Source organism: Streptomyces kanamyceticus (genome assembly GCF_008704495.1).
Taxonomy (GTDB): domain Bacteria; phylum Actinomycetota; class Actinomycetes; order Streptomycetales; family Streptomycetaceae; genus Streptomyces; species Streptomyces kanamyceticus.
This window is the reverse complement of sequence record NZ_CP023699.1, coordinates 8,087,371-8,108,565: the sequence shown is the minus strand read 5'-3', so window position 1 is coordinate 8,108,565 and position 21,195 is coordinate 8,087,371. Positions and strand designations below refer to the sequence as shown.

19 protein-coding genes are annotated in these 21,195 nt (G+C 72.5%); 17 read left to right on the top strand and 2 right to left on the bottom strand.

What is annotated here, in order from left to right:
- The first annotated feature begins 45 nt into the window (after positions 1-45).
- The 8 genes from CP970_RS35270 (at position 46) to CP970_RS35235 (ending at position 8,335) form a co-directional block, all read left to right on the top strand.
- The gene (locus CP970_RS35270) at positions 46-804 is read left to right on the top strand and encodes an MIP/aquaporin family protein (protein ID WP_055544732.1); all 759 of its coding nucleotides are present in this window, start codon (positions 46-48) and stop codon (positions 802-804) included.
- A 68-nt stretch (positions 805-872) separates the two neighbouring features.
- Positions 873-2,417 (top strand): glycerol kinase GlpK, encoded by a 1,545-nt coding sequence (glpK, locus tag CP970_RS35265; RefSeq protein WP_055544733.1) that lies wholly within the window; start codon positions 873-875, stop codon positions 2,415-2,417.
- Positions 2,418-2,421: 4 nt separating this feature from the next.
- Positions 2,422-4,047: a glycerol-3-phosphate dehydrogenase/oxidase gene (locus CP970_RS35260; RefSeq protein WP_191094990.1), complete on the top strand. Its 1,626-nt coding sequence runs from the start codon at positions 2,422-2,424 to the stop codon at positions 4,045-4,047.
- Between the two features lie 134 nt (positions 4,048-4,181).
- Positions 4,182-5,246, top strand: coding sequence for an LLM class flavin-dependent oxidoreductase (locus tag CP970_RS35255; protein ID WP_055544735.1), 1,065 nt, complete (start codon positions 4,182-4,184; stop codon positions 5,244-5,246).
- 59 nt (positions 5,247-5,305) lie between these two features.
- Positions 5,306-5,890, top strand: a complete 585-nt coding sequence (locus CP970_RS35250) for a 1,2-dihydroxy-3-keto-5-methylthiopentene dioxygenase (protein WP_055544736.1) — start codon at positions 5,306-5,308, stop codon at positions 5,888-5,890.
- Complete coding sequence (gene mtnC / locus CP970_RS35245; RefSeq protein WP_079043252.1) at positions 5,887-6,615, top strand: acireductone synthase; 729 nt, start codon at positions 5,887-5,889, stop codon at positions 6,613-6,615. The genes CP970_RS35250 and mtnC overlap by 4 nt, the downstream gene beginning before the upstream one ends.
- Positions 6,616-6,628: 13 nt before the next feature.
- Entirely contained in the window at positions 6,629-7,246 is a 618-nt protein-coding gene (gene mtnB, locus CP970_RS35240; RefSeq protein WP_055544746.1) for a methylthioribulose 1-phosphate dehydratase, read from the top strand.
- Positions 7,247-7,345: 99 nt separating this feature from the next.
- Entirely contained in the window at positions 7,346-8,335 is a 990-nt protein-coding gene (locus CP970_RS35235; protein ID WP_055544747.1) for an alpha/beta hydrolase, read from the top strand.
- 5 nt (positions 8,336-8,340) lie between these two features.
- Here the strand turns inward: CP970_RS35235 and mtnA are convergent, their stop codons facing one another.
- Complete coding sequence (gene mtnA, locus CP970_RS35230; protein WP_055544737.1) at positions 8,341-9,432, bottom strand: S-methyl-5-thioribose-1-phosphate isomerase; 1,092 nt, start codon at positions 9,430-9,432, stop codon at positions 8,341-8,343.
- A 381-nt stretch (positions 9,433-9,813) separates the two neighbouring features.
- Between mtnA and CP970_RS35225 the strand changes: the two genes are divergently transcribed.
- The 8 genes from CP970_RS35225 to CP970_RS35190 are packed head-to-tail and all read left to right on the top strand — an operon-like array spanning position 9,814 to position 17,922.
- Positions 9,814-10,863 (top strand): BMP family ABC transporter substrate-binding protein, encoded by a 1,050-nt coding sequence (locus CP970_RS35225; RefSeq protein WP_055544738.1) that lies wholly within the window; start codon positions 9,814-9,816, stop codon positions 10,861-10,863.
- Complete coding sequence (locus tag CP970_RS35220) at positions 10,847-12,403, top strand: ABC transporter ATP-binding protein (protein WP_055544739.1); 1,557 nt, start codon at positions 10,847-10,849, stop codon at positions 12,401-12,403. The genes CP970_RS35225 and CP970_RS35220 overlap by 17 nt, the downstream gene beginning before the upstream one ends.
- A 1-nt stretch (position 12,404) precedes the next feature.
- Positions 12,405-13,496, top strand: coding sequence for an ABC transporter permease (locus CP970_RS35215; protein ID WP_055544740.1), 1,092 nt, complete (start codon positions 12,405-12,407; stop codon positions 13,494-13,496).
- On the top strand, positions 13,496-14,398 hold the full coding sequence (locus tag CP970_RS35210; protein WP_055544741.1) for an ABC transporter permease: 903 nt from the start codon (positions 13,496-13,498) through the stop codon (positions 14,396-14,398). Before CP970_RS35215 ends, CP970_RS35210 begins: the two co-directional genes overlap by 1 nt.
- A complete protein-coding gene (locus tag CP970_RS35205) occupies positions 14,395-15,156 on the top strand; it encodes a phosphorylase family protein (protein ID WP_055544742.1) in 762 nt (253 codons plus the stop codon). The genes CP970_RS35210 and CP970_RS35205 overlap by 4 nt, the downstream gene beginning before the upstream one ends.
- A gap of 30 nt (positions 15,157-15,186) precedes the next feature.
- A complete protein-coding gene (locus CP970_RS35200; RefSeq protein WP_055544743.1) occupies positions 15,187-16,542 on the top strand; it encodes an amidohydrolase in 1,356 nt (451 codons plus the stop codon).
- Entirely contained in the window at positions 16,539-17,168 is a 630-nt protein-coding gene (locus CP970_RS35195; RefSeq protein WP_055544744.1) for a sulfite oxidase-like oxidoreductase, read from the top strand. Before CP970_RS35200 ends, CP970_RS35195 begins: the two co-directional genes overlap by 4 nt.
- Positions 17,161-17,922 carry a ferredoxin reductase gene (locus CP970_RS35190; protein WP_150494393.1) on the top strand — a complete coding sequence of 254 codons (762 nt, stop codon included), beginning with the start codon at positions 17,161-17,163 and terminating at the stop codon, positions 17,920-17,922. Before CP970_RS35195 ends, CP970_RS35190 begins: the two co-directional genes overlap by 8 nt.
- 23 nt (positions 17,923-17,945) lie before the next feature.
- Here the strand turns inward: CP970_RS35190 and CP970_RS35185 are convergent, their stop codons facing one another.
- Positions 17,946-19,370: an MFS transporter gene (locus CP970_RS35185; protein ID WP_055544507.1), complete on the bottom strand. Its 1,425-nt coding sequence runs from the start codon at positions 19,368-19,370 to the stop codon at positions 17,946-17,948.
- Between the two features lie 317 nt (positions 19,371-19,687).
- On the opposite strand from CP970_RS35185, the gene CP970_RS35180 reads away from it, so the two are divergent.
- On the top strand, positions 19,688-21,175 hold the full coding sequence (locus tag CP970_RS35180) for an aldehyde dehydrogenase (protein ID WP_055544508.1): 1,488 nt from the start codon (positions 19,688-19,690) through the stop codon (positions 21,173-21,175).
- The last annotated feature ends 20 nt before the right edge of the window (positions 21,176-21,195 follow it).

The window sequence follows — 21,195 nt, the reverse complement described above, 5'->3', positions numbered from 1 at the left end:
ACCCGGGGTTCGCCTTCCCCTGGACGAAGGACAAAGGAGTCGCGGGTGTCCAGCTCCGACATCTTCATCGGCGAGACCATCGGTACCGCCGTGCTCATCCTGCTGGGCGGTGGCGTGTGCGCCGCCGTCACGCTCAAGCGCTCAAAGGCCAAGGACGCCGGCTGGCTCGCCATCACCTTCGGGTGGGGCTTCGCCGTACTGACCGGCGCCTATCTCGCGGGTGGCGTCTCCGGCGCCCACCTCAACCCGGCGGTCACGCTCGGCCTCGCGATCGAGGGCGGCACCAAGTGGAGCGACGTCCCGATCTACCTGGGCTCGCAGCTGCTCGGCGCGATGATCGGCGCCCTCCTCGTGTGGGTCGCCTACCTGGGCCAGTTCAAGGCCCACCTGACCGACCCCGAGATAGCCAAGGCGTCCGGCGGCGAGCAGGGCCCCGTGCTCGGTGTCTTCTCCACCGCTCCGGAGATCCGGAACTACGCGCAGAACGTGGCCACCGAGATCATCGCGACCGTCGTACTGGTCCTGGCGATCCTCACGCAGGGCCTCAACGACGGCGGCAACGGCCTCGGCACCCTCGGTGCCCTGATCACCGCGCTCGTCGTGGTCGGCATCGGCCTCTCGCTCGGTGGCCCCACGGGCTACGCGATCAACCCGGTCCGTGACCTCGGTCCGCGCATCATCCACTCCGTGCTCCCGCTGCCGAACAAGGGCAGCTCGGACTGGTCGTATGCCTGGGTGCCGATCGTCGGTCCGCTGATCGGCGGCGCCATCGCGGGCGGTCTCTACAACATCGCGTTCAAGTAGACCCGCGACAGCGACCGAACACCGCCTCAGAGCCCGAGAGCCAAAAGCAAGAACTTCTGGAGCACACCGTGACCGACGCACACACCGCAGGCCCCTTCATCGCGGCCATCGACCAGGGCACCACGTCGAGCCGCTGCATCGTCTTCGACAAGGACGGACGGATCGTCTCCGTCGACCAGAAGGAGCACGAGCAGATCTTCCCGAAGCCGGGATGGGTGGAGCACGACGCCACCGAGATCTGGACCAACGTCCAGGAGGTCGTCGCCTCCGCCGTCTCCAAGGCCGGGATCACCCGCGACGACATCAAGGCGATCGGCATCACCAACCAGCGTGAGACCACGCTGCTGTGGGACAAGAACACCGGCGAACCGGTGTACAACGCCATCGTCTGGCAGGACACCCGCACCGACGCGCTCTGCAAGGAGCTCGGGCGCAACGTCGGCCAGGACCGCTTCCGCCGCGAGACCGGCCTGCCGCTGGCGTCCTACTTCGCCGGGCCCAAGGCCCGCTGGCTGCTCGACAACGTCGAGGGCCTGCGCGAGCGCGCCGAGGCGGGCGACATCCTCTTCGGCACCATGGACTCCTGGGTCATCTGGAACCTGACCGGCGGCGTCAACGGCGGCAAGCACGTCACCGACGTCACCAACGCCTCGCGCACGATGCTCATGAACCTCCACAAGATGGAGTGGGACGAGCGCATCGCCGAGTCCATCGGCGTCCCGATGCAGGTCCTCCCCGAGATCCGCTCCTCCGCCGAGGTCTACGGCGAGGTCACCGGCGGCCCGCTCGGCGACCTCCTCGGCGGCATCCCCGTCGCCTCCGCGCTCGGGGACCAGCAGGCGGCCCTGTTCGGCCAGACCTGCTTCGACGAGGGCGAGGCCAAGTCCACGTACGGCACCGGCACCTTCATGCTGATGAACACCGGTGACAAGGCCATCAACTCGTACTCGGGCCTGCTGACCACGGTCGGCTACCAGATCGGCGACCAGAAGCCGGTCTACGCCCTCGAGGGTTCCATCGCCGTCACCGGTTCGCTGGTGCAGTGGATGCGCGACCAGATGGGTCTGATCAACTCCGCCGCCGAGATCGAGACGCTCGCGTCGTCGGTCGAGGACAACGGCGGCGCCTACTTCGTACCGGCCTTCTCCGGCCTGTTCGCCCCGTACTGGCGCTCCGACGCCCGCGGTGTGATCACCGGCCTGACCCGGTACGTCACCAAGGCGCACATCGCGCGCGCCGTCCTGGAGGCCACGGCCTGGCAGACCCGTGAGATCACCGACGCCATGACGAAGGACTCCGGCGTCGAGCTCGCGGCCCTCAAGGTCGACGGCGGCATGACCTCCAACAACCTGCTGATGCAGACCCTCTCGGACTTCCTCGACGCACCCGTGGTGCGCCCGATGGTGGCCGAGACGACCTGCCTCGGTGCCGCCTACGCCGCCGGGCTCGCCGTCGGCTTCTGGTCTTCCACCGACGAGCTGCGCGCCAACTGGCGCCGGGCCGCGGAATGGACCCCCCACATGGACGCGGACACCCGCGACCGTGAGTACAAGAGCTGGCTCAAGGCCGTCGAGCGGTCCATGGGTTGGCTCGATGAGAGTGGCGAGGAGTAAGACAATGACCACCCTGCAGAGCGTCCCTGCCCTCGGGACGCATCCGGCTGCCGGTTCACGTGCTGCTTTTGGAGTGGCGAGCCGCGCCGAGACCCGGGAGCAGCTTTCCAAGGCGACGTACGACCTCCTGGTGATCGGCGGCGGGATCCTGGGCATCTCCACTGCCTGGCATGCCGCGCAGTCGGGCCTGCGGGTGGCCCTGGTGGACGCCGGTGACTTCGCCGGCGCCACCTCCTCCGCCTCCTCCAAGCTGCTCCACGGCGGTCTGCGCTACCTGCAGACCGGCGCGGTGAAGCTGGTGGCGGAGAACCACTTCGAGCGTCGCGCGGTGTCGCGTCAGGTGGCCCCCCACCTGGCGAACCCGCTCACCTTCTACCTGCCCGTCTACAAGGGCGGTCCGCACGGCGCGGCCAAGCTGGGCGCGGGCGTCTTCGCGTACTCGGCGCTGTCCGCGTTCGGCGACGGCGTCGGCCACCTGCTCTCGCCCTCCAAGGCCGCGCAGGACGTGCCCGAGCTGCGCACGGACAACCTCAAGGCCGTCGCCGTGTACGGCGACGACCAGATGAACGACTCCCGCATGGCCCTGATGACGGTCCGCGCGGCCGTCGAGGCCGGTGCCGCCGTCCTCAACCACGCCGAGGTCACCGGCCTTCGCTTCACCAAGGGCCGGGTCACCGGCGCGGAGCTCAAGGACCGCATGGACGGCACCGAGTTCGGCGTCAACGCCCGCCTGGTGCTCAACGCGACGGGCCCCTGGGTCGACCACCTGCGCAAGATGGAGAACCCGGACTCGGCTCCCTCCATCCGCCTCTCCAAGGGCGCGCACCTGGTCCTCAAGCGCACCGCCCCGTGGAAGGCCGCGCTGGCGACCCCCATCGACAAGTACCGCATCACGTTCGCGCTGCCGTGGGAGGACATGCTCCTGCTCGGCACCACGGACGAGGAGTTCGAGGGCGACCCGGCGGACGTCAAGGTCACCGAGGCCGACACCGCGCAGATCCTGGACGAGGCCGCGTTCTCCATCCGCGACCAGCAGCTGTCCCGCGACCTGATCACGTACTCCTTCGCGGGTCTGCGGGTCCTTCCCGGCGGTCCCGGCGACACCTCGAAGGCCAAGCGCGAGACGGTCGTCACCGAGGGCGCGGGCGGCATGCTGTCGATCGCGGGCGGCAAGTGGACGACCTTCCGCCACATCGGCCGGACGATCATGAAGAAGCTGGAGTCGCTGCCGGGCCACCCGCTGGGCGACGACTACGAGCCGATCTCCTCGCTGCCGAAGAAGCTGCCGCTGCCCGGCATCGCCAACCCGCGCGCCGTCGCCCACCGCCTCCTGGTGGACGGCCCGGCGCCGGGGCCGCGCATGGCCGCCGACACCGCCAAGCACCTGGCGACGCACTACGGATCGCTCTCCTTCGACATCGCCCGCCTGGCGAACGAGAACCCGGAGCTCGCCGAGCGCGTCCACCCGGACGCCCCGGAGATCTGGGCGCAGGTCGTCTACGCCCGCGACAACGAGTGGGCCGAGACGGCGGACGACGTGCTGCGCCGTCGTACGACGCTGACGATCCGCGGTCTGGCGACGGACGACGTCCGCGGCAAGGTCGAGGACCTGCTGGGCAAGAAGGCCTGACACCCGCCTTCTTGAGACCCTGGTAAGGGGCGGTCGCCATGGCGACCGCCCCTTACTCATGCCCCTCCTCGCGCCCCTCCTCATGCCACACCGCCGCCACAGCGCCGCAACGTTCCGCGCGCACATTTGAAAGCATGAAGTTCCAGGTGCTTTCCCTCATCTCCCACGCCCCGCACCCGCTGACAGGGCGGCTCCCCTCCCCCGCCGACCGGTTCGACGAGGTGATCGAGGTCGGGGTGGCCGCGGAGCGGCTCGGCTACGACGCGTACGCCGTGGGCGAGCGGCACGCGGGCGCCTTCCTGTCGTCGAGTCCGACGGTCGTGCTCGGCGCGGTGGCGGCGCGCACCTCCCGCATCCGGCTGCTCACCGGCGTCACCGTCGTCGCGATCCTCGACCCGGTGCGGGTCGCGGAGGACTACGCGACGCTCGACCAGATCTCGCGCGGCCGCGTCGAACTCGTCGTCGGCAAGGGCGCGGAGGCCGGGCACTTCGACCTGTTCGGGCTCGACGAGGAGCGGCAGTGGGATCTGCAGCGCGAGAAGTACGAGCTCCTGCGCCGCCTGTGGACGGAGGAGAACGTCGACTGGGAGGGCGAGTTCAGGCCGCCGCTGAAGAACGTGACGACGGTGCCGCGTCCCTACGACGGGGCGCCGCGCGTCTGGCACGGCTCGGCGACCTCCCTCAACTCCCCCGAACTCGCGGCCAAGCACGGCGATCCGCTGTTCACGGCCAACGCCATCCAGCCGCGCTCGGCGTACGCGTCGCTCATCGCCCACTACCGCGAGCGCTTCGCGGCGTACGGCCACGATCCGGCCCGCGCCCGGGTCGCGGCGGGCTCGGGCGGGCTGCTCATCGCGGACACCGCGGAGCAGGCCGTCGCCCGCTACAAGGAGCTGTACGAGGCGAAGGTCGTGCAGACCTTCCGGCCCGACCTGGCGGGCAAGGCGGGGTACAACACCCCCTTCCGTACGATCGAGGACGCGATCGCGGACGGGCCCCAGCTCATCGGCTCCCCGCAGCAGATCATCGACAAGCTCCTCGGCTACCACGAGGTGTACGGGCACGATCTGCAGTCGATCTCGGTGGACGGCTTCGGGCTCGCGCGCGCCGAGCAGATCGAGACCCTCCAGCGGTTCGCGGAGGAGATCGCGCCGGTGGTGCGCAGGGCCGCGCCGTCCACGCTGTGGGACACCCCGTGACGTGTCCGCACCGGCGGCTACGATCCGAAGAACAGCCCTGACCTGCCCTGGAGTGATCAATGACCCTCCTGACGACCTGGCCGGAGACCGGCCCCGACGCCCTGGTGCGGCGCACCTCCGACCCGGTGGAGATCGCCGCCGCCCTTGCCCCCATAGGCGTGCGCTACGAGCAGTGGCCGGTGCGCGAGGACGTGCCCGCCGACGCGGACAGCGACACGGTCTTCACCGCGTACCGCGCGGAGATCGACAAGCTCAACGCCGAAGAGGGCTTCCAGACCGTGGACGTCGTGGCGCTGCACCCGAGCGAGGACCCGCAGTGGCCCGCGAAGGCCGCGGCGGCCCGGCAGAAGTTCCTGGCCGAGCACACCCACGACGACGATGACGAGGTGCGCTTCTTCGTCGCGGGCGCAGGGATCTTCTACCTGCACGTGGCGGGCGAAGTGCACGCCGTGTACTGCGAGAAGGGCGATCTGCTCGGGGTGCCGCGCGGCACGACGCACTGGTTCGACATGGGCACGTCGCCCGCGTTCACCGCCATCCGCTTCTTCCACGAGGAGGACGGCTGGATCGGCAACTTCACGGGCAGCCCGATCGCGGAGCGCTTCCCCGACTTCGACGAGATCCACGCGGGGTACGCCGCGTGACGGACCGGATCCACGCCGACGTGGACGCCGTGGTGCTCGACATCGAGGGCACCACGAGCGCCACGGGGTTCGTGGTGGACGTGCTGTACCCGTACGCGCGCGCACGCTTCGGCGCGCTCCTCGCCGCGCGGGGCGCGGAGCCCGAGGTGGCGCGGGCCGTCGCGCAGGTGCGGGCCGAGGCCGGTGAGCCCGACGCGGATGCCGCGCGCGTGGAGGAGGTACTCGGCCGGTGGGTCGACGAGGACCGCAAGGCGACGCCTTTGAAGACGCTGCAGGGCATCCTCTGGGCGGAGGGCTTCGCCCGCGGTGACCTCGTCTCGCACTTCTACCCCGACGTCATCGAGGTGCTGCGGCGCTGGCACGCGGACGGGGTGCGGCTGTACGTCTACTCGTCCGGCTCGGTGGCCGCGCAGCGCGCGTGGTTCGCGCACTCCCCCGAGGGCGATCTCCTCGGCCTCGTCAGCGGGTTGTACGACACCGAGAACGCGGGGCCCAAGCAGGAGGCGGACTCCTACCGGACGATCGCCTCGTCCACCGGCGTCGCCCCCGAGCGGCTGCTCTTCCTCTCCGACCGGCCCGGCGAACTGGACGCGGCGCGGGCCGCGGGCTGGCGTGCGGTCGGGGTGCGCCGGGCGGGAGAGCCCTACGCGGACGCCGACTTCGGCGGCCACCCGCGGGCCGCGGCCTTCTCCCAGATATCCCTTGCCGCTAGGAGCAGTTCATGACTTGGAGCAGTTCATGACCGAGACCACCGCCGCCGTCACCGCTCTCGATCTGGAGGAGGCGGGCGCCGTGCTCGCCGCCGAGGCCGCGCGGTTCGCGTCGTTCGGCTGGATGCGGGGCACGTCGGGGAACCTGTCGCTCGTGCTGTCCCGTGATCCGCTGCGGCTCGCCGTCACGGCGAGCGGCCGGGACAAGGGCGAACTGACGTCGTCCGACGTGGTGTTGACGGACGGGGCGGGCGCCGCGGTCGGCCCCGGCAGGCCGTCCGCCGAGGCCGCGCTGCACGCGCGCGTGGCACGGCTCACCGGCGCGGGCGCCGTGGTGCACGTCCACACGGTGGCGTCCGTGGTCATGGGGCAGCGGTCCCCCGAGGGGCTCGTGTTCGAGGGCCTGGAGATGCTGAAGGGGCTCGGGCATCCGACGCACGAGGTGTCGGTGACGCTGCCGGTGATCGCGAACAGCCAGGACATGGCGGTGCTCGGGGACCGTCTTGAGGCGGCGCTCGCTCCGGGGATGCCCGCGGTCGTCGTGGCCGGGCACGGGATCTACGTGTGGGGCGCGGATGCCCGCGAGGCGCGGCACCGGGCCGAGGTCGTGGAGTGGCTGCTTGAGCTGGAGTTGGCGCGGCGCTGAGGCACACCGCGCGCAACGGCCGCGCCGGAAGGTGGAGTTGGCTACACCTCTGGAGTGGCACTGGGCCGCTGGCGAGCCCAACGGGACGTCCTTAGCGTCCTGTTCATGATGAATGACATGAACGAGGAACGGCCCGGTGCCACCAGGAGGACCGCGCTGCGCGGACTCGGACTCGCGGTGGGGGGCGCGGCGCTGGCCACCGGGCTCGGCGCCTCTCCCGCCGCCGCGGACCCGCGTCGCGGGCCCACCACCTTCGTCCTGGTGCACGGGACACACAGCGCCGGTGCGTTCTGGATGCCGATCGCGCGGGAGCTGACGCTGCGCGGTCACCGCGTGGTCATGGTGGACCAGCCGGGGCACGGCGCCGAGGCCTTCGTGCCGGAGTCGTACCAGCGCCAGGACCTCGAAGCGATGGCGGTCGAGCCTTCCCCGCTGAAGGGCCTCGACCTCGACGACTACGAGGCGCGCGTCACGGGCATCGTGCGGCGGGCGGCGCGGCACGGCCCGGTGGTGCTCGTCGGGCACAGCCTGGGCGGCGTATCGGTCAGCCGCGTCGCCGACGCCGTCCCGCACCTGCTGCACCACATCTGCTACATGGCGGCCTTCTGCCCGAGCCGCGTCCTGCCCACGGCGGACGCCTGCACGGCGGCGCCCGAGAACGCGAACGCCGTCAGTCCGGTCGAGCTGATGGTGGGCGACGCGGACCGGCTCGGTGCGCTGCGACTGAACTTCCGGACAGGCCGCAGCCATGACCTCGCCCTCCTGAAGGAGATGATCTGCGCGGACTACCCCGACGCCGCGTTCCGCCGGACGCTGGCCGACATGCAGACCGACGAGCCGATCGCCGCGTACGCGGGCCGCGCGGTCGGCCGGGCCGAAAGCTGGGGCCGGGTGCCCCGCACCTACCTGCGGTTCGGCAAGGACCGGACGATCGCCACCGCGCTCCAGGACAGGATGATCGCCGAGGCGGACGCGGCCACGCCCGGCAACAGGTTCCGCGTACGCGACTTCCCCAAGGCGTCACACGTCGGGCCGCTGGATCCCGCCCCGGTCGCGGACGCCCTGGACTCGCTGGCGGGACGGGGCTAGTCCGCTCAGGCGCCGGACGCGCCTGACTCGCCGGACGGATCGGACAGACCGGGCACCGGCAGCTCCCCCGCCGCCACCTCCCGTACGCCCCTCTCCGTGACGAGCGCCGTCACCAGGGATCCTGGCGTCACGTCGAACGCGGGGTTGTGGCCGCGGGACGCCGCCGGAGCCGTGCGCACGCCCGCCCACTCCAACACCTCGGCCTCGCCCCGGAGTTCGATGTGGATGGCGTCGCCCGACGGCGTGGCCAGATCGACCGTCGTGGTGGGCGCCGCCACCATGAAGGGGATGCCCGCGTACGCGCACGCGAGGGCTATGCCGACCGTGCCGACCTTGTTGGCGGTGTCGCCGTTCGCGGCGACGCGGTCCGCGCCGACGATCGCCGCGTCGACCTCGCCGCGCAGGATCGTGCCCGCTGCCGCGCCGTCCGCCTGGACGTAGTGCGGTATGCCCTCCTGGGCGAGCTCCCAGGCGGTGAGCCGTGCGCCCTGGAGGAGCGGGCGGGTCTCGTCGGCGTAGACCGTCTCGATCCGGCCCCTGGCGTGCAGTTCGCGGATGACGCCGAGCGCCGTGCCCCAGCCCGCCGTGGCGAGCGCGCCGGTGTTGCAGTGGGTGAGGATGCGCAGCGGGCGCTCCTGCGCGGCCGCCACGCGCTTGAGGAGCCAGTCCGCGCCGTACGCGCCCATCGCGCGGTTGGCCGCCAGGTCCTCGCGGACGATCGCGTCGGCCTCGGCGAGGACCGCGGGCAGCCCTTCGCCGATGCGGGGCTTGACGCGGTCGACGCACACCATGAGGTTCACCGCGGTGGGCCTGGCCTCGCGGATCCGTGCGACCTCGGCGTCCAGGCGCGCGCGGTCCCAGCCCTCGCGCTCGGCCTGCGCCATGGCGAGCGCCACTCCGTACCCGCCCGCCGCGCCGATCGCGGGGGCGCCGCGCACGACGAGGCGCACGATCGCGTCGATCAGTCCGTCGACCGTGGTGACGGCGAGGCGCTCCAGGGTGTGCGGGAGCGCCGTCTGGTCGATGAGGGAGAGGGCGGGACGGCCGCCCTCCGCGGCCGCCGTCCACGTCACGGCGCGCAGTTCCTGGCTGTTCATGGGCTCAACTCCGAATGAAGAGGGGCGATTCCGGCCACGGGAGGAGGGGTGCCGTCACCGTACCTGACATGCTCGAACCACATTTCGAGACGTTCGTGCGGCTGTCCGAAATCCGGTGTTACCCTCACCGCCACCCAGGACAGATCGGTCCGATCCACGGTGCGAGGAGGACAGCCATGACCGCGAAAGCGGACGCGACGCGCTGCCCCGCCGTGTCCTGCGGCCACCGCATGTGCCGCTGTCGCCGAATGTGCCGCTGTCGCCGCTGTTGTCGCTGAGCGACGCTGGTCGACAACGCAGTTCCGACAGCGCTGTTCCCGCACGTACGACTCTCCTGTCACCGCCCGGGCCGCACCCGGGCACCTCCACGAAGGCGATCCCATGTCCCTGCGTACGCGTACGTCACTGAGACTCACCGCCGCGACCGTCGGCGCCGTCCTCCTCGCGACCGGCTGCAACGCCGCGGCCAAGAACGACGATGCGGGCAAGGGCGCGAAGGGGAAGGCGTTCACGCTCGTCACACCCGACCCCGTCGCCCAGAACGAGTTCCTCAAACTGGCCGTCACCGGGGTGAAGGCGGCGGCGAAGGCGCAGGGCGGCTCGCAGAAGGTGTTCCAGAGCAGCGACAACGACTCGCGGCAGCAGAACGTCGCCTCGGCGGTCGACTCGGCACCCGACGTCATCGCGCTGGTCGGCTTCGAGTTCGCGGACATCGTGGCGCAGCAGGCCGAGTCGCACCCCGAGCAGCAGTTCCTGCTGGTCGACGCGTGCACCAAGAAGACGTACGAGAACGTCACCTGCGCCGTCTTCCGCGAGCACGAGGCGGTCTATCTCGCGGGCGCCGAGGCGGGGCTGCTCACCAAGAGCAAGAAGGTCGGCGCGGTCGACGTGCTCGACACCCCGCAGTTCCGGCGCTACAGCGAGCCGTTCGAGGCGGGCGCGGAGAAGGTGCGGCCCGGTGTCACGTCCCGGACGCTGTTCGTCGGCGGGCAGTCGCCGTTCAACGACGCGGCGCGCGCCAAGGACCAGGCGGCGACGCTCGCTTCGGGCGGCGCCGACCAGGTGATGGCGGCCGCGGCGGGCGGCAACACGGGCGTGTTCCAGGCCGCGAAGGGCAAGGGGTTCCAGGCGTACGGCGTCGACGCCAACCAGTGCGTGGGCAACCCCGGTGTGGTCGTCGACAACGTCCTGAAGAAGACCGACGTCGCCGTGGAGAAGGGCATCGCGCAGATCCTGGACGGCAAGGGCGGCACGACCGTGTCGTACGGCCTGAAGGAGGGCGGCATGTCGCTGACCGGCCTGGAGCCGGGCGTCGCGGACTCCGGGTGCCTGATCGCGAAGCCCGCCAACAAGGACGTGCTGAAGCGCGTCGAGAAGCTGCGCGAGGCCATCGTCGCCGGGAAGCTGACGGTCGATGACCCCGCCGCCTGAGGACACCGACGGCATACCCGCCGTCGAACTGCGGGGCATCACCGTCGAGTTCCCCGGCACGCTCGCCAACGACCGGGTGGACCTGACGGTGCGGCGCGGCGAGATCCACGCCCTGATGGGCGAGAACGGCGCGGGCAAGTCCACGCTGATGTCCGTCCTGTACGGTCTGCGGCGGCCCGACGCGGGGCAGATCCTGCTCGACGGGCGCGAGGTGTCCTTCGCGAGCCCGAGCGAGGCGATCGCGGCGGGGCTCGGGATGGTCCACCAGAGCTTCAAGCTGTTCCCCTCGTTCACGGTCGCCGAGAACGTCGTGTACGCCGCCGAGCCGCGCCGCTTCGGTCTCACCGACCGGGCGGAGGCCGTGCGCCGGGTGGCGGCGCTCGCCGACGAGCACGGCCTCGCCGTGGATCCCGCGGCGAAGGTCGGTGACCTGCCGGTGGGCGTGCGCCAGCGCGTGGAGATCCTCAAGCTCCTCTACCGCGGCGCCCGTACGCTGATCCTCGACGAGCCGACGGCGGTGCTCACGCCTCCGGAGGCCGACGCGCTCTTCCGCGTGCTGCGCTCCCTCACCGACGAGGGCCGCACCGTCCTCCTGGTCACGCACAAGCTGCGCGAGGTCATGGAGGGCAGCGACTCCGTGACGGTCCTGCGTGACGGGCGGGTCGCCGCGCGGCTGCGGACCGCCGACACGAGTGCGGACGGCATCGCGGCGGCCATGACCGGGCGCGCGGTGGAGCTCGACCGGATGCATCCGGCGGGCTCGCCGGGCGGCGTGGTCCTCTCGGTCACCGGGCTGACGACGGACGCGGTGCGCAACGTGTCCTTCGACGTGCGCGCCGGTGAAGTCGTCGGCATCGCGGGCGTCGCGGGCAACGGGCAGTCCGAACTGGTCGAGGCCGTCGCGGGGTTGCGTCCGGTGGGCGCGGGCCGTACCACGCTCACCGGCCAGGACATCACGGACGCGTCGGCGGCGCGGCGCCGTGCGGCGGGCCTCGCCTACGTCCCCGAGGACCGCACGGCGGTCGGCACCGCACCGGCCGCGACGATCGCGGAGAACCTCGCCATGGGCCACCACCGCGGGCACGGCCTGCTCAGGCCCGGCTGGCTGCGCGAGCACGCGCGCGTGCTCATCGAACGCTTCGGCATCAAGGCGGCATCGAGCGGGCACCCGGCGGGCTCGCTCTCCGGCGGCAACCTCCAGAAGCTGGTCATCGGCCGTGAACTCGCCCATGAATCGCCCCTGTTGATCGTCGAGCAGCCCACCCGCGGGGTGGACATCGGCGCCATCCAGACGATCCACGACCAGCTGATCGCGCACCGCGACGCGGGCCACGCGATCCTGCTCGTATCGGCCGAACTCAGCGAGATACGGGGCCTCTCCGACCGGATCCTCGTGATGTACGAGGGGGAGATCGCCGCCGAGTTCACCCGCGAGGAGGCGGACGAGCGAAGGATCGGTCTCGCGATGGCGGGCGCGGGGGCTCCTGCCGATTCCGCTGAACCCGCCGAACCCGCCGAACCCGCCAAGGAGGCGAGCTGACATGGCCGTCGAGTCTCTCACCGGGGCCCGCTCGGTCGCGGGGCGCGTCCTGCGCTCCCCCGCCCTGCACTCCGTCGTCGCCGCCGTGCTCGTCGGCGCGCTGTTCCTCGTCGGTACGGGCGCCGACCCCCTCGGCGCGTACGGCTCCGTGCTCAGCGGCGCGCTAGGGCCCGACGGCATCGGGCCCGCCCTGACGACGGGCACCAGCATCATCGGGCTCGCCGTCGCGCTCGCGATCCCGATGCGGGCCGGGCTGCTCAACCTCGGCGGCGACGGCCAGCTGGTGCTCGGCGGCATCGCCGCCGCGGCCACCGGGCTCTACGTCCCGCTGCCCGCCCCGCTGGCCGTGCTCGCCGCGCTGCTCGCCGGGATGCTGGCGGGCGCCGCCTACGCCGCGCTCGCCGCCGTGTGCCAGAACCAGTTCGGCGTACCGCTGCTTGTGAGCAGTCTGCTGCTCGGCTATCCGGCGATGTCGTTCGCCTCCTATCTCGCGCGTTTCCCGCTGAAGGAGGAGGGCTCCAGCCTGCCGCAGACCCGGCGCCTCCCCGACGGCGTCGAGCTGCCCGCCTTCGGGTCGTCGACGGTCACGGTGGGCCTGCTGCTCGTCCTGCTCGCCGCGGCCCTCTTCCTGTTCGCGGACGCCCGCACCGCCACCGGTTACGAGATCCGCATGACGGGCCTCAACCCGCGCTTCGCGGCGTACGCGGGGGTCGAGAGGCCCCGGCTCACGCTGCGCCTGATGGGCCTGTCGGGGGCCGTCGCCGGGCTGGTCGGCGCGATCGGCGTGCTCAGCTTCCCCTACCGCTTCATCGACGGTTCGCTGACCGCCGCCGGGCACACCTGGACGGGCCTGACCGCCGCGCTCCTCGCCTCCGCGGCGCCGCTCGGCACGGCGCTCGCCGCGCTGTTCTTCGCCGCGCTCGACGTCGGCGGGCTCGCCATGGAGCGGACCACCGAGGTGCCGCGCGAGCTGACGCAGGTGCTCCAGGCCGTCGTCATCGTCTTCCTCGCCGCGCGGCTGCGGCTGACCTGGCGGCGGGCCAAGAAGCCGACGGGTACCAAGCCTTCCGTCCGCACCGAGGGGGACCTCTGATGTCCGTCGACTCCGCGCTCTTCCATTCGGCGCTCCTGGCCCTCACACCGATCCTGCTCGCCGCGCTCGGCGGCGCGATCTGCGAGCGCGCGGGCGTGTTCAACATCGGCCTGGAAGGCATGATGCTGATCGGCTGCTTCAGCGCGGTCGCGGGCAGTTGGTTCACCGGCAGTGCCTGGCTCGGTGTCCTGTTCGGCGCCCTCGCCTCGGCGGCGTACGCGATGATCCTCGCCGTGGGAACCATCACCCTGCGCGGTGACGCCGTCGTCCTCGGCGTCGCGCTCAATCTGCTCGCGGTCGGCCTGACCGGATTCCTGCTGCGTACGGTGTTCGGCGTGCAGGGCACCTTCTCCGACCCCGGGCTCGCGGGCCTCGACGGCATCGACCTGGGCTTCCTCGGCCCCGTCCTGTCCGGCCACTCCGCCCTCGTGTACCTCTCGTGGGCGGCCGTCGCCGTCGCCGCCGTGTTCCTCGCGCGCCACCCCTGGGGGCTGCGGCTCCGCGGGGTCGGCGAGGCGCCGGAGGCAGCCGCGACGCTGGGGGTGAGCCCGGCGAAGTACCAGTACGCCGCCGTGCTCACCAGCGGCCTGCTGTGCGGGCTCGCGGGCGCTCAACTCGCCCTCGGCAACGTCACGTTGTTCTCGGAGAACATGACGGCGGGCCGCGGCTGGATCGCCGTGGTCGCGGTCATGCTGGGCCGGGCCCTGCCGGTCGGGGTGCTGCTCGCCGCGCTGCTCTTCGGCATCGCGGAGGCGGTCGGCTTCCGGCTGCAGGGCAACGGTCTGCCGCAGCAGGCGACCGACGCCGCCCCCTATGTGGTGACCCTGATCGCCCTCTTCCTGACCACCGCGCGCCGCAAGCGCCGCAAGCGTCCCGAGCCCCTGGTAGGAGCAACCTCATGACGACGTCCCCCGACACCCTGCCCATCACCCGCGTGCCCCGCACCGGACTGCCCGCGCGGGCGGTCGTGGTCGGCGACCCGGGCCGCGCGGCCGCCGTCGCGGACCTCCTCTCCGACGCGAAGGAGGTGTCCTACCACCGCGAGTACCGCGTGTTCACCGGCAGCTGGCAGGGCACCGACGTGGTCGTCGCCTCGCACGGCGTCGGCGCCCCCGGCGCGATCCTGCTCTTCCAGGAGCTCGCGGAGGCGGGAGTCAGCACGCTGATCCGGCTGGGCACCGCGGGCGCGATCCGCCCCGGCATCCGCGACGGCGACCTCGTCATCGCGGACGCGGCGGTGCGCGACGACGGGGTGACGCAGCAACTGATCCCCGCCGAGTACCCGGCGTTCTCGGCCCCCGAGGCGGTCCTCGCGCTGCAGCGCGCGGCGCGGGCCGCCGACGCGCCGTACCACCGCGGTGTGGTCTGGACGCGGGCCGCGTTCCAGCCCGGCTTCCTGCCGCTGCCCGGCGAGGCGTACACGGCGGCGGGCATCGCCGCCATCGAGATGGAGCTCTCCGCGCTGTACGTCTTCGCCTCCACGCACGGCCTGACCGCGGGCGGCGCCCTGGTCGTGGACGGCGCCAACGCCGACGAGCTGGTCGACACGGAGGCGACGGGCGGTTACGACCCGCACCGGAACGTGGTCGCCGAAGGGGTCGACCGGGGCGCCCGGATAACCTTGGACGCGCTGCGCCTGCTGGCCTCGGCCGAGCGCTGAACACCACCCCCGACCCCGAGAACGGATCCGATGTACGCCACTGACCTGCCGGCCCAGGACCGGGGCGGCTCCATGGACCTCCTCGTGCACGGCGGCGACGTCCTGACCGTCGACGACGCGGGCACCGTCGTGCCGGACGGCGCCGTCGCCGTCCGCGCGGGCCGGATCGTCGAGGTGGGGCCCGCCGACCGGCTGCGCGCGGCCTACGAGGCGGCCGAGGAGATCGACGCGCGCGGCTGCCTCGTCCTGCCGGGCCTGATCAACACGCACACGCACCTCGCGATGAACCTGATGCGCGGCATCGCCGACGACGTCACGCTCCAGGGCTTCCTGGAGCGGGTCGTGCCGCGCGAGGCCGCGATCCTCTCTCCGGAGACGGTGGCGACCGGCATGCGGGCCGCGGTCGCCGAGTCCCTGCGCGGCGGTGTGACCACCGCGCTCGACATGTTCTGGTTCCACGAGGCCGCCGAGGCCGCGGCCCGCGAGGCCGGGTGGCGGCTCCTCACCGGGCCCACCTTCATGGACGTGCCGGGCCCGCCGGACGGCAGGCCCTACGCCGAGCGCATGGAGTGGGCGGCCGGGCACCTCAAGGCGTACGTCCCCGCGCCCGGCACCCGCCCGGTCCTCTGCGCGCACTCCGCGTACACCCTGAATCCCGCGCAGCTCACCGAGATCGCCGCGCTCGCCAGGGAGCACGGCGCGCTGCTCCACATCCACGCCTCCGAGAACGCGGCCGAGGTCGAGACCGTCGTCGCGCAGCACGGCATGCGCCCCGTGGAGCTGCTCGACTCGCTCGGCGTGCTCGGGCCCGACACTCTGCTCGCGCACGCCGTCGACCTCACGGACGCCGAGATCGCGACCCTGGCCCGCACCGGCACGCCGGTCGCGCACTGCCCGGTCTCCAACCTCAAGCTGGGCTGCGGCATCGCCCGCGTGCCCGAGCTCCTGGACGCGGGCGTCACGGTCGGCCTCGGCACGGACGGCGCGGTGTCCTCCAACACCCTCGATCTGCTCGGCGCGGTGAAGATCGCCGCCCTGGTGCACAAGGCGGGCGGCGACCCGACGGCGGTCGGCGCCGAGCAGGCCGTGCGGATGGCGACCGTCGAGTCGGCGCGGGCCCTCGGCCTCGGCGACCAGCTCGGCTCCCTCGAGGCGGGCAAGCGCGCCGACCTGATCGTGCTCGACCTGGACCGGCCGCATCTGCTGCCCCGGCACGACCCGTGGTCGACGCTCGCGTACGCGGCGGCGGCCTCCGACGTCCGGGACACCGTCGTCGAGGGGCGCGTCCTGATGCGCGACCGCGCGCTGCGCACGCTGGACGAGGCCGCGGTGCTGCGGGACCTGGCCGTCGCGGCGGCCGCCGAGGCGGAGGCGAGCACGGCATGAGCCCCGACACCGACTTCGCGCCGACCCGCGGCTTCACGGGGCGCGCCCGCGCGGCGGACCGAGACCCGCGGCTGCCGCCGGGGCAGTACGACGCGCGCGACGGCTGGCCCGTGCTGTCCGCCGAGGTGACGCCCGAACTGGCCGCCGCCGACTGGACGTTCCGCGTCGACGGCCTCGTCGCTTCGCCGCGCACCTGGACCTGGGACGAGGCGCACGCGCTGCCCGCGTCCGAGTACCGGGGCGACATCCACTGCGTGACCAGCTGGTCCAAGTTCGGGGTGCGCTTCGGCGGGGCGAGCCTGGACTCGTTCCTGGCCGCCGCGGGCCCGCTGCCCGGCGCCACGCACGTGGTCGCGTACTCCCACACCGGCTACACCACGAACCTGCCGCTCGCCGATGTGACGGGCGGCAAGGCGTGGATCGTGTGGGAGTACGAGGAGGGGCCGCTGCCCGCCGAGCACGGCGGGCCCGCCCGCCTCATCGTCCCGCACCTGTACTTCTGGAAGAGCGCCAAGTGGGTCGCGGGGCTGCGCCTCCTGGACCACGACGAGCCCGGCTTCTGGGAACAGAACGGCTATCACCACCGGGGCGACCCGTGGGCGGAGGAGCGCTACTCCGGTGACTGACACCCTTCGAACCCCGGGGGGCTTCGTGCCGCCGAGCCGGTTCGCCGTCCCCGGCCGCATCGCGGTCAGCAACCGCGCCGCCGCCACCTGGCAGCGCGCGACCGTCCTGGAGATCCGCCGGGAGACCCCCGCCGTCTCGACGTTCCGCCTCAAGGTGCCCGAGTGGCAGGGCCACCTGCCGGGCCAGCACCTGATGCTGCGGCTCACCGCCGAGGACGGGTACGTCGCCCAGCGGCACTACTCGATCGCGTCCGCGCCCGACGGCAGCGGGGAGATCGAGCTGACCCTGGACCACGTGCCGGGCGGCGAGGTCTCCGGACACCTGCACACCGTCGCCCGCGTCGGCGACACGGTCGAGGTGCGCGGGCCGCTCTCCGGGTTCTTCGCCTGGCCGGGCGACCGGCCCGCGCTGCTGCTCGGCGCGGGCTCCGGCGTGGTGCCGCTGATGTCGATGGTCCGCCACCACCGGGCCGCCGGGCTCGACCTGCCGCTGCGCCTGGTCGTCTCGGCGCGCACCCGGCAGGACCTGATCTACGCGGCCGAGTACGCCGAGGAGACCACGGCCGTCCTGACCCGCGCCGAGGGCCGCCTGAACGCCGCCCATCTGGCGCCCTTCCTGGGCGCGGAAGGGCAGCCCGAGGGCGGCTGGGAGGCGTACGTCTGCGGCTCCAACGGGTTCGCGGAGCACGCGTCGCGGCTGCTTGTGGCGGGCGGCCAGCCGGTCGACCGGATCAGGATCGAACGCTTCGGCTGACCGCCGCTGAGGTGTCGCCGGTCCTACGGGGACACCTCCTCCAGGCGCCGTCCCGCCGTCTCCTCCGCGCCGAGCGCCGCGACGACGGCGCCCACGACGGCCACCGCGCCCAGCATCACGAACACGGTCGAGACGCTGCCGTCGGCGTAGACCGCGCCCACCACGATCGGGCCGAGGATCACGCCGAGCCGGTTCATCGCGCCGCCCACGCTGCTGCCGAGCGCCCGCATGCGGGTGGGGAACAGCTCGGGCGTGTACAGGTACAGGCAGATGTTGGAGCCGAAGAAGAAGACCGCGGCGAGCGAGGTCCAGATCAGCACCTCGACCGGGGTGCGGGCGCCGAGGAACGCGAGGACGAGCAGCATCGCCGCGGCCCCGCCGAGACAGCCGGTGATCACGCGCCTGCGCCCGGCCGTGTCGACGGTGAGCGCGGCGACGAGACAGCCGAGCAGGCCCGCGCAGGACGTGACGGTGGAGTAGAGGAGCGCGTCCGAGAGGGACAGGTCGTAACGGTTCTGGTAGATCGTCGGCAGCCAGGACGTGATGCCGTAGTTGACGAAGTAGCCGGTGAACCAGAGGACGCCGATGACGAGGGTGCGGCGGCGGTAGCGGCCGGTGAACAGGCCGCGCAGGCCGCTGGTGTCGGTGGCCTTGGCGTTGGCGCTGGCGTTGGCGGTCGGCACCGGCTCGGGCACCGCGTCGGGCACCGGCGGCAGCGGCTTCCCCGTGATGCGCTCGACCTCCCTCTCGATGCCGGTCATCACCTCGGCGGCCTCGGCCGTCCTGCCGTGGTCGGCGAGCCAGCGCGGCGACTCGGGGACCTTGCGCTGTACGAGGATGCAGAGCAGCCCCGGCAGTGCGGCGATGGCGTACATCCAGCGCCAGCCGAGCATCGGCACCACCCAGGCGGCGACGAGGGCGCCGACGGTGAGTCCCGCCGGGAAGACCAGTTCGTACAGGAGCACGAAGCGGCCGCGCCGGTGGCTGCGGGTGATCTCGGCGATGAAGGTGGCGGCCACCGGGACCTCGCCGCCGATGGCCAGGCCCTGGACGAAGCGCAGGCCCATGAAGAGGTCCAGGGACGGGGCCGCGGCCAGGGCGAGGTTCGCGGCGCTGGAGACCGCGACGCAGATCGCGATCACCTTGACCCGGCCGACGCGGTCGGCGAGCCGCCCGGAGAGCAGGGCGCCGATCAGCATGCCGATCGAGCCCATGGTCAGCAGCAGGGTGGCCCCCGAGGTGCTGAGGTGGAACTCGTGGCGCAGCTCGGGCAGGGCGTAGGCGATCAGGAGCTGGTCGAAGGCCTCGAAGAAGGTGACGGCGCCGACGATGAGGCGGACGGTGACGTGCCAGCGGCACAGCGGCAGCCGTTCGAAGCGGGCGGCGATCGCGGCGCGCGCGGCCGGGACGGCGTGGTTCGGCGAGGCGTCTGAAGCGTTGAGCGTCATGCAGGTACTCCGCGGCGATGAGGGGACGGGAGCGGGGTCTCGACGTCCCGAGACCGGGGGCGAGTTAGCGCAAAGTTTCTAAGCGCTTAAGTTGTACCGCCCGTCGACCGGATGGCGTCAAGGGTCTGAGCGCGGAAAGAACCGGCGGCCGGGTCTTGCGTCGCAGATATTTAAGCCCTTAGATTTCTAGCACTTACTCAAATGGCGAGAGCGCGCCAGTCGCTCCGCCATGAGCGCACCCGTTGCTCCGCCATGAGCGCGCCAGCCGCTCGCCCCTCCCCGGGTCCCTTGGACCCCGCTCCGTCAGGAGGCTCCTCATGCCCCGCATCCCGGCCGACGAGGCACGCATCGCGGGCCGGTGGCGACGCGGCGCGGGCGCCCCCGTCCGGACCGTCGACCCGGCCACCGGGCACGTGCTCACCACCGTGCACGCGGTCACCGTCGAAGAGGTCGCGGAGGCGGCCGAGGCCGCGGTCCGCGCCGCGGCCGACCCGCGCTGGCGGGATCTGCCGCCGCACCGGCGCGCCGAACTCCTGCACCGCGTCGGCCGGTTGATCGACGCATCGGCCGAGGACCTCGCCGCGCTGCAGACCGCCGACACCGGCAAGACGCTCACCGAGACCCGCGCCCTGGTGGCCAGCGCCGCGGGCACGTTCCGCTACACAGCGGCCGCCCTGGAGACCGCCGAGGAGTCGATCACGCCCGCGCGCGGCGACTACGTCACGATGAGCGCGTACGAGCCGATCGGCGTGGTCGGCGCGATCAACCCCTGGAACTCCCCCGTCGCCAGCGACGCGCAGAAGCTCGCCCCCGCGCTCGCGGGCGGCAACGCGGTGCTGCTCAAGCCCGCCGAGTGGACCCCGCTCGTCTCCCTCGCGCTCGGCCGCCTGATCGGCCGGGCACTGGACGAACTCGGCCTGCCCGCCGCCCTGTTGTCCGTACTTCCCGGGCGCGGCAGCACCGTCGGCGACGCGATCGTGCGCGATCCGCGGGTCGGCAAGGTCACCTTCACCGGCGGCACGGCGACCGGGCGGACGATCGCGCACGCGGCCGCCGAGAAGCTGATGCCGCTCTCCCTGGAGCTCGGCGGCAAGTCGCCGACGGTCGTCCTCGCCGACGCCGACGTCGAACAGGCCCTGGCCGGGGTGATGTTCGGGGTGTTCTCCTCCAGCGGACAGTCCTGCGTCGCGGGCTCGCGGCTCTTCGTGGCACGCGAGCTGTACGCGGAGTTCGTCGGTCAACTGGTCGAGCGCACCAGCGCGTTGCGGGTCGGCCCCGGCACCGACCCCGACACCCAGGTGGCGCCGCTGGTGCACCACGAGCACCGGGACGCGGTGGCCGCGCGCGTCGACCTGGCGCGCGAGGAGGGCGCGCGGATCCTGTGCGGCGGCGCCGTGCCCGACGGCGCGGAGTACCGGGACGGGGCGTACTACCTGCCCACGGTCCTCGAAGGGCTGCCGAACTCCGCGCGCACCTGCCAGGAGGAGATCTTCGGCCCGGTCCTCGTCGCCCTGCCCTTCGACGACGAGGAGGACCTCGTCGCGCAGGCCAACGACTCCGTCTACGGCCTGGCCTGCGGGATCTGGACCCGCGACCACCGCGCCGCGTGGCGGATCGCGCGCCGGGTCGAGGCGGGCACCGTCTGGATCAACACCTACAAGCAGTTCAGCATCTCCACCCCCTTCGGCGGCATGAAGGACAGCGGCCTCGGCCGCGAGAAGGGCCGCGACGGCATCCGCTCCCACCAGCGCCAGAAGTCCCTGTACTGGGGCACCGCCGAGACCCCGCTGCCCTGGGCCAACTGACCACACCCCCGGAGTACTTG

Bases quoted from the DNA above. Each gene is read 5' to 3' on its own strand.
- CP970_RS35260 (WP_191094990.1), top strand. From the start codon at position 2,422: ATGACCACCCTGCAGAGCGTCCCTGCCCTCGGGACGCATCCGGCTGCC.
- CP970_RS35255 (WP_055544735.1), top strand. From the start codon at position 4,182: ATGAAGTTCCAGGTGCTTTCCCTCATCTCCCACGCCCCGCACCCGCTG.
- CP970_RS35250 (WP_055544736.1), top strand. From the start codon at position 5,306: ATGACCCTCCTGACGACCTGGCCGGAGACCGGCCCCGACGCCCTGGTG.
- mtnB (WP_055544746.1), top strand. From the start codon at position 6,629: ATGACCGAGACCACCGCCGCCGTCACCGCTCTCGATCTGGAGGAGGCG.
- mtnA (WP_055544737.1), bottom strand. From the start codon at position 9,432: ATGAACAGCCAGGAACTGCGCGCCGTGACGTGGACGGCGGCCGCGGAG.
- CP970_RS35225 (WP_055544738.1), top strand. From the start codon at position 9,814: ATGTCCCTGCGTACGCGTACGTCACTGAGACTCACCGCCGCGACCGTC.
- CP970_RS35220 (WP_055544739.1), top strand. From the start codon at position 10,847: ATGACCCCGCCGCCTGAGGACACCGACGGCATACCCGCCGTCGAACTG.
- CP970_RS35215 (WP_055544740.1), top strand. From the start codon at position 12,405: ATGGCCGTCGAGTCTCTCACCGGGGCCCGCTCGGTCGCGGGGCGCGTC.
- CP970_RS35210 (WP_055544741.1), top strand. From the start codon at position 13,496: ATGTCCGTCGACTCCGCGCTCTTCCATTCGGCGCTCCTGGCCCTCACA.
- CP970_RS35205 (WP_055544742.1), top strand. From the start codon at position 14,395: ATGACGACGTCCCCCGACACCCTGCCCATCACCCGCGTGCCCCGCACC.
- CP970_RS35200 (WP_055544743.1), top strand. From the start codon at position 15,187: ATGTACGCCACTGACCTGCCGGCCCAGGACCGGGGCGGCTCCATGGAC.
- CP970_RS35195 (WP_055544744.1), top strand. From the start codon at position 16,539: ATGAGCCCCGACACCGACTTCGCGCCGACCCGCGGCTTCACGGGGCGC.
- CP970_RS35185 (WP_055544507.1), bottom strand. From the start codon at position 19,370: ATGACGCTCAACGCTTCAGACGCCTCGCCGAACCACGCCGTCCCGGCC.
- CP970_RS35180 (WP_055544508.1), top strand. From the start codon at position 19,688: ATGCCCCGCATCCCGGCCGACGAGGCACGCATCGCGGGCCGGTGGCGA.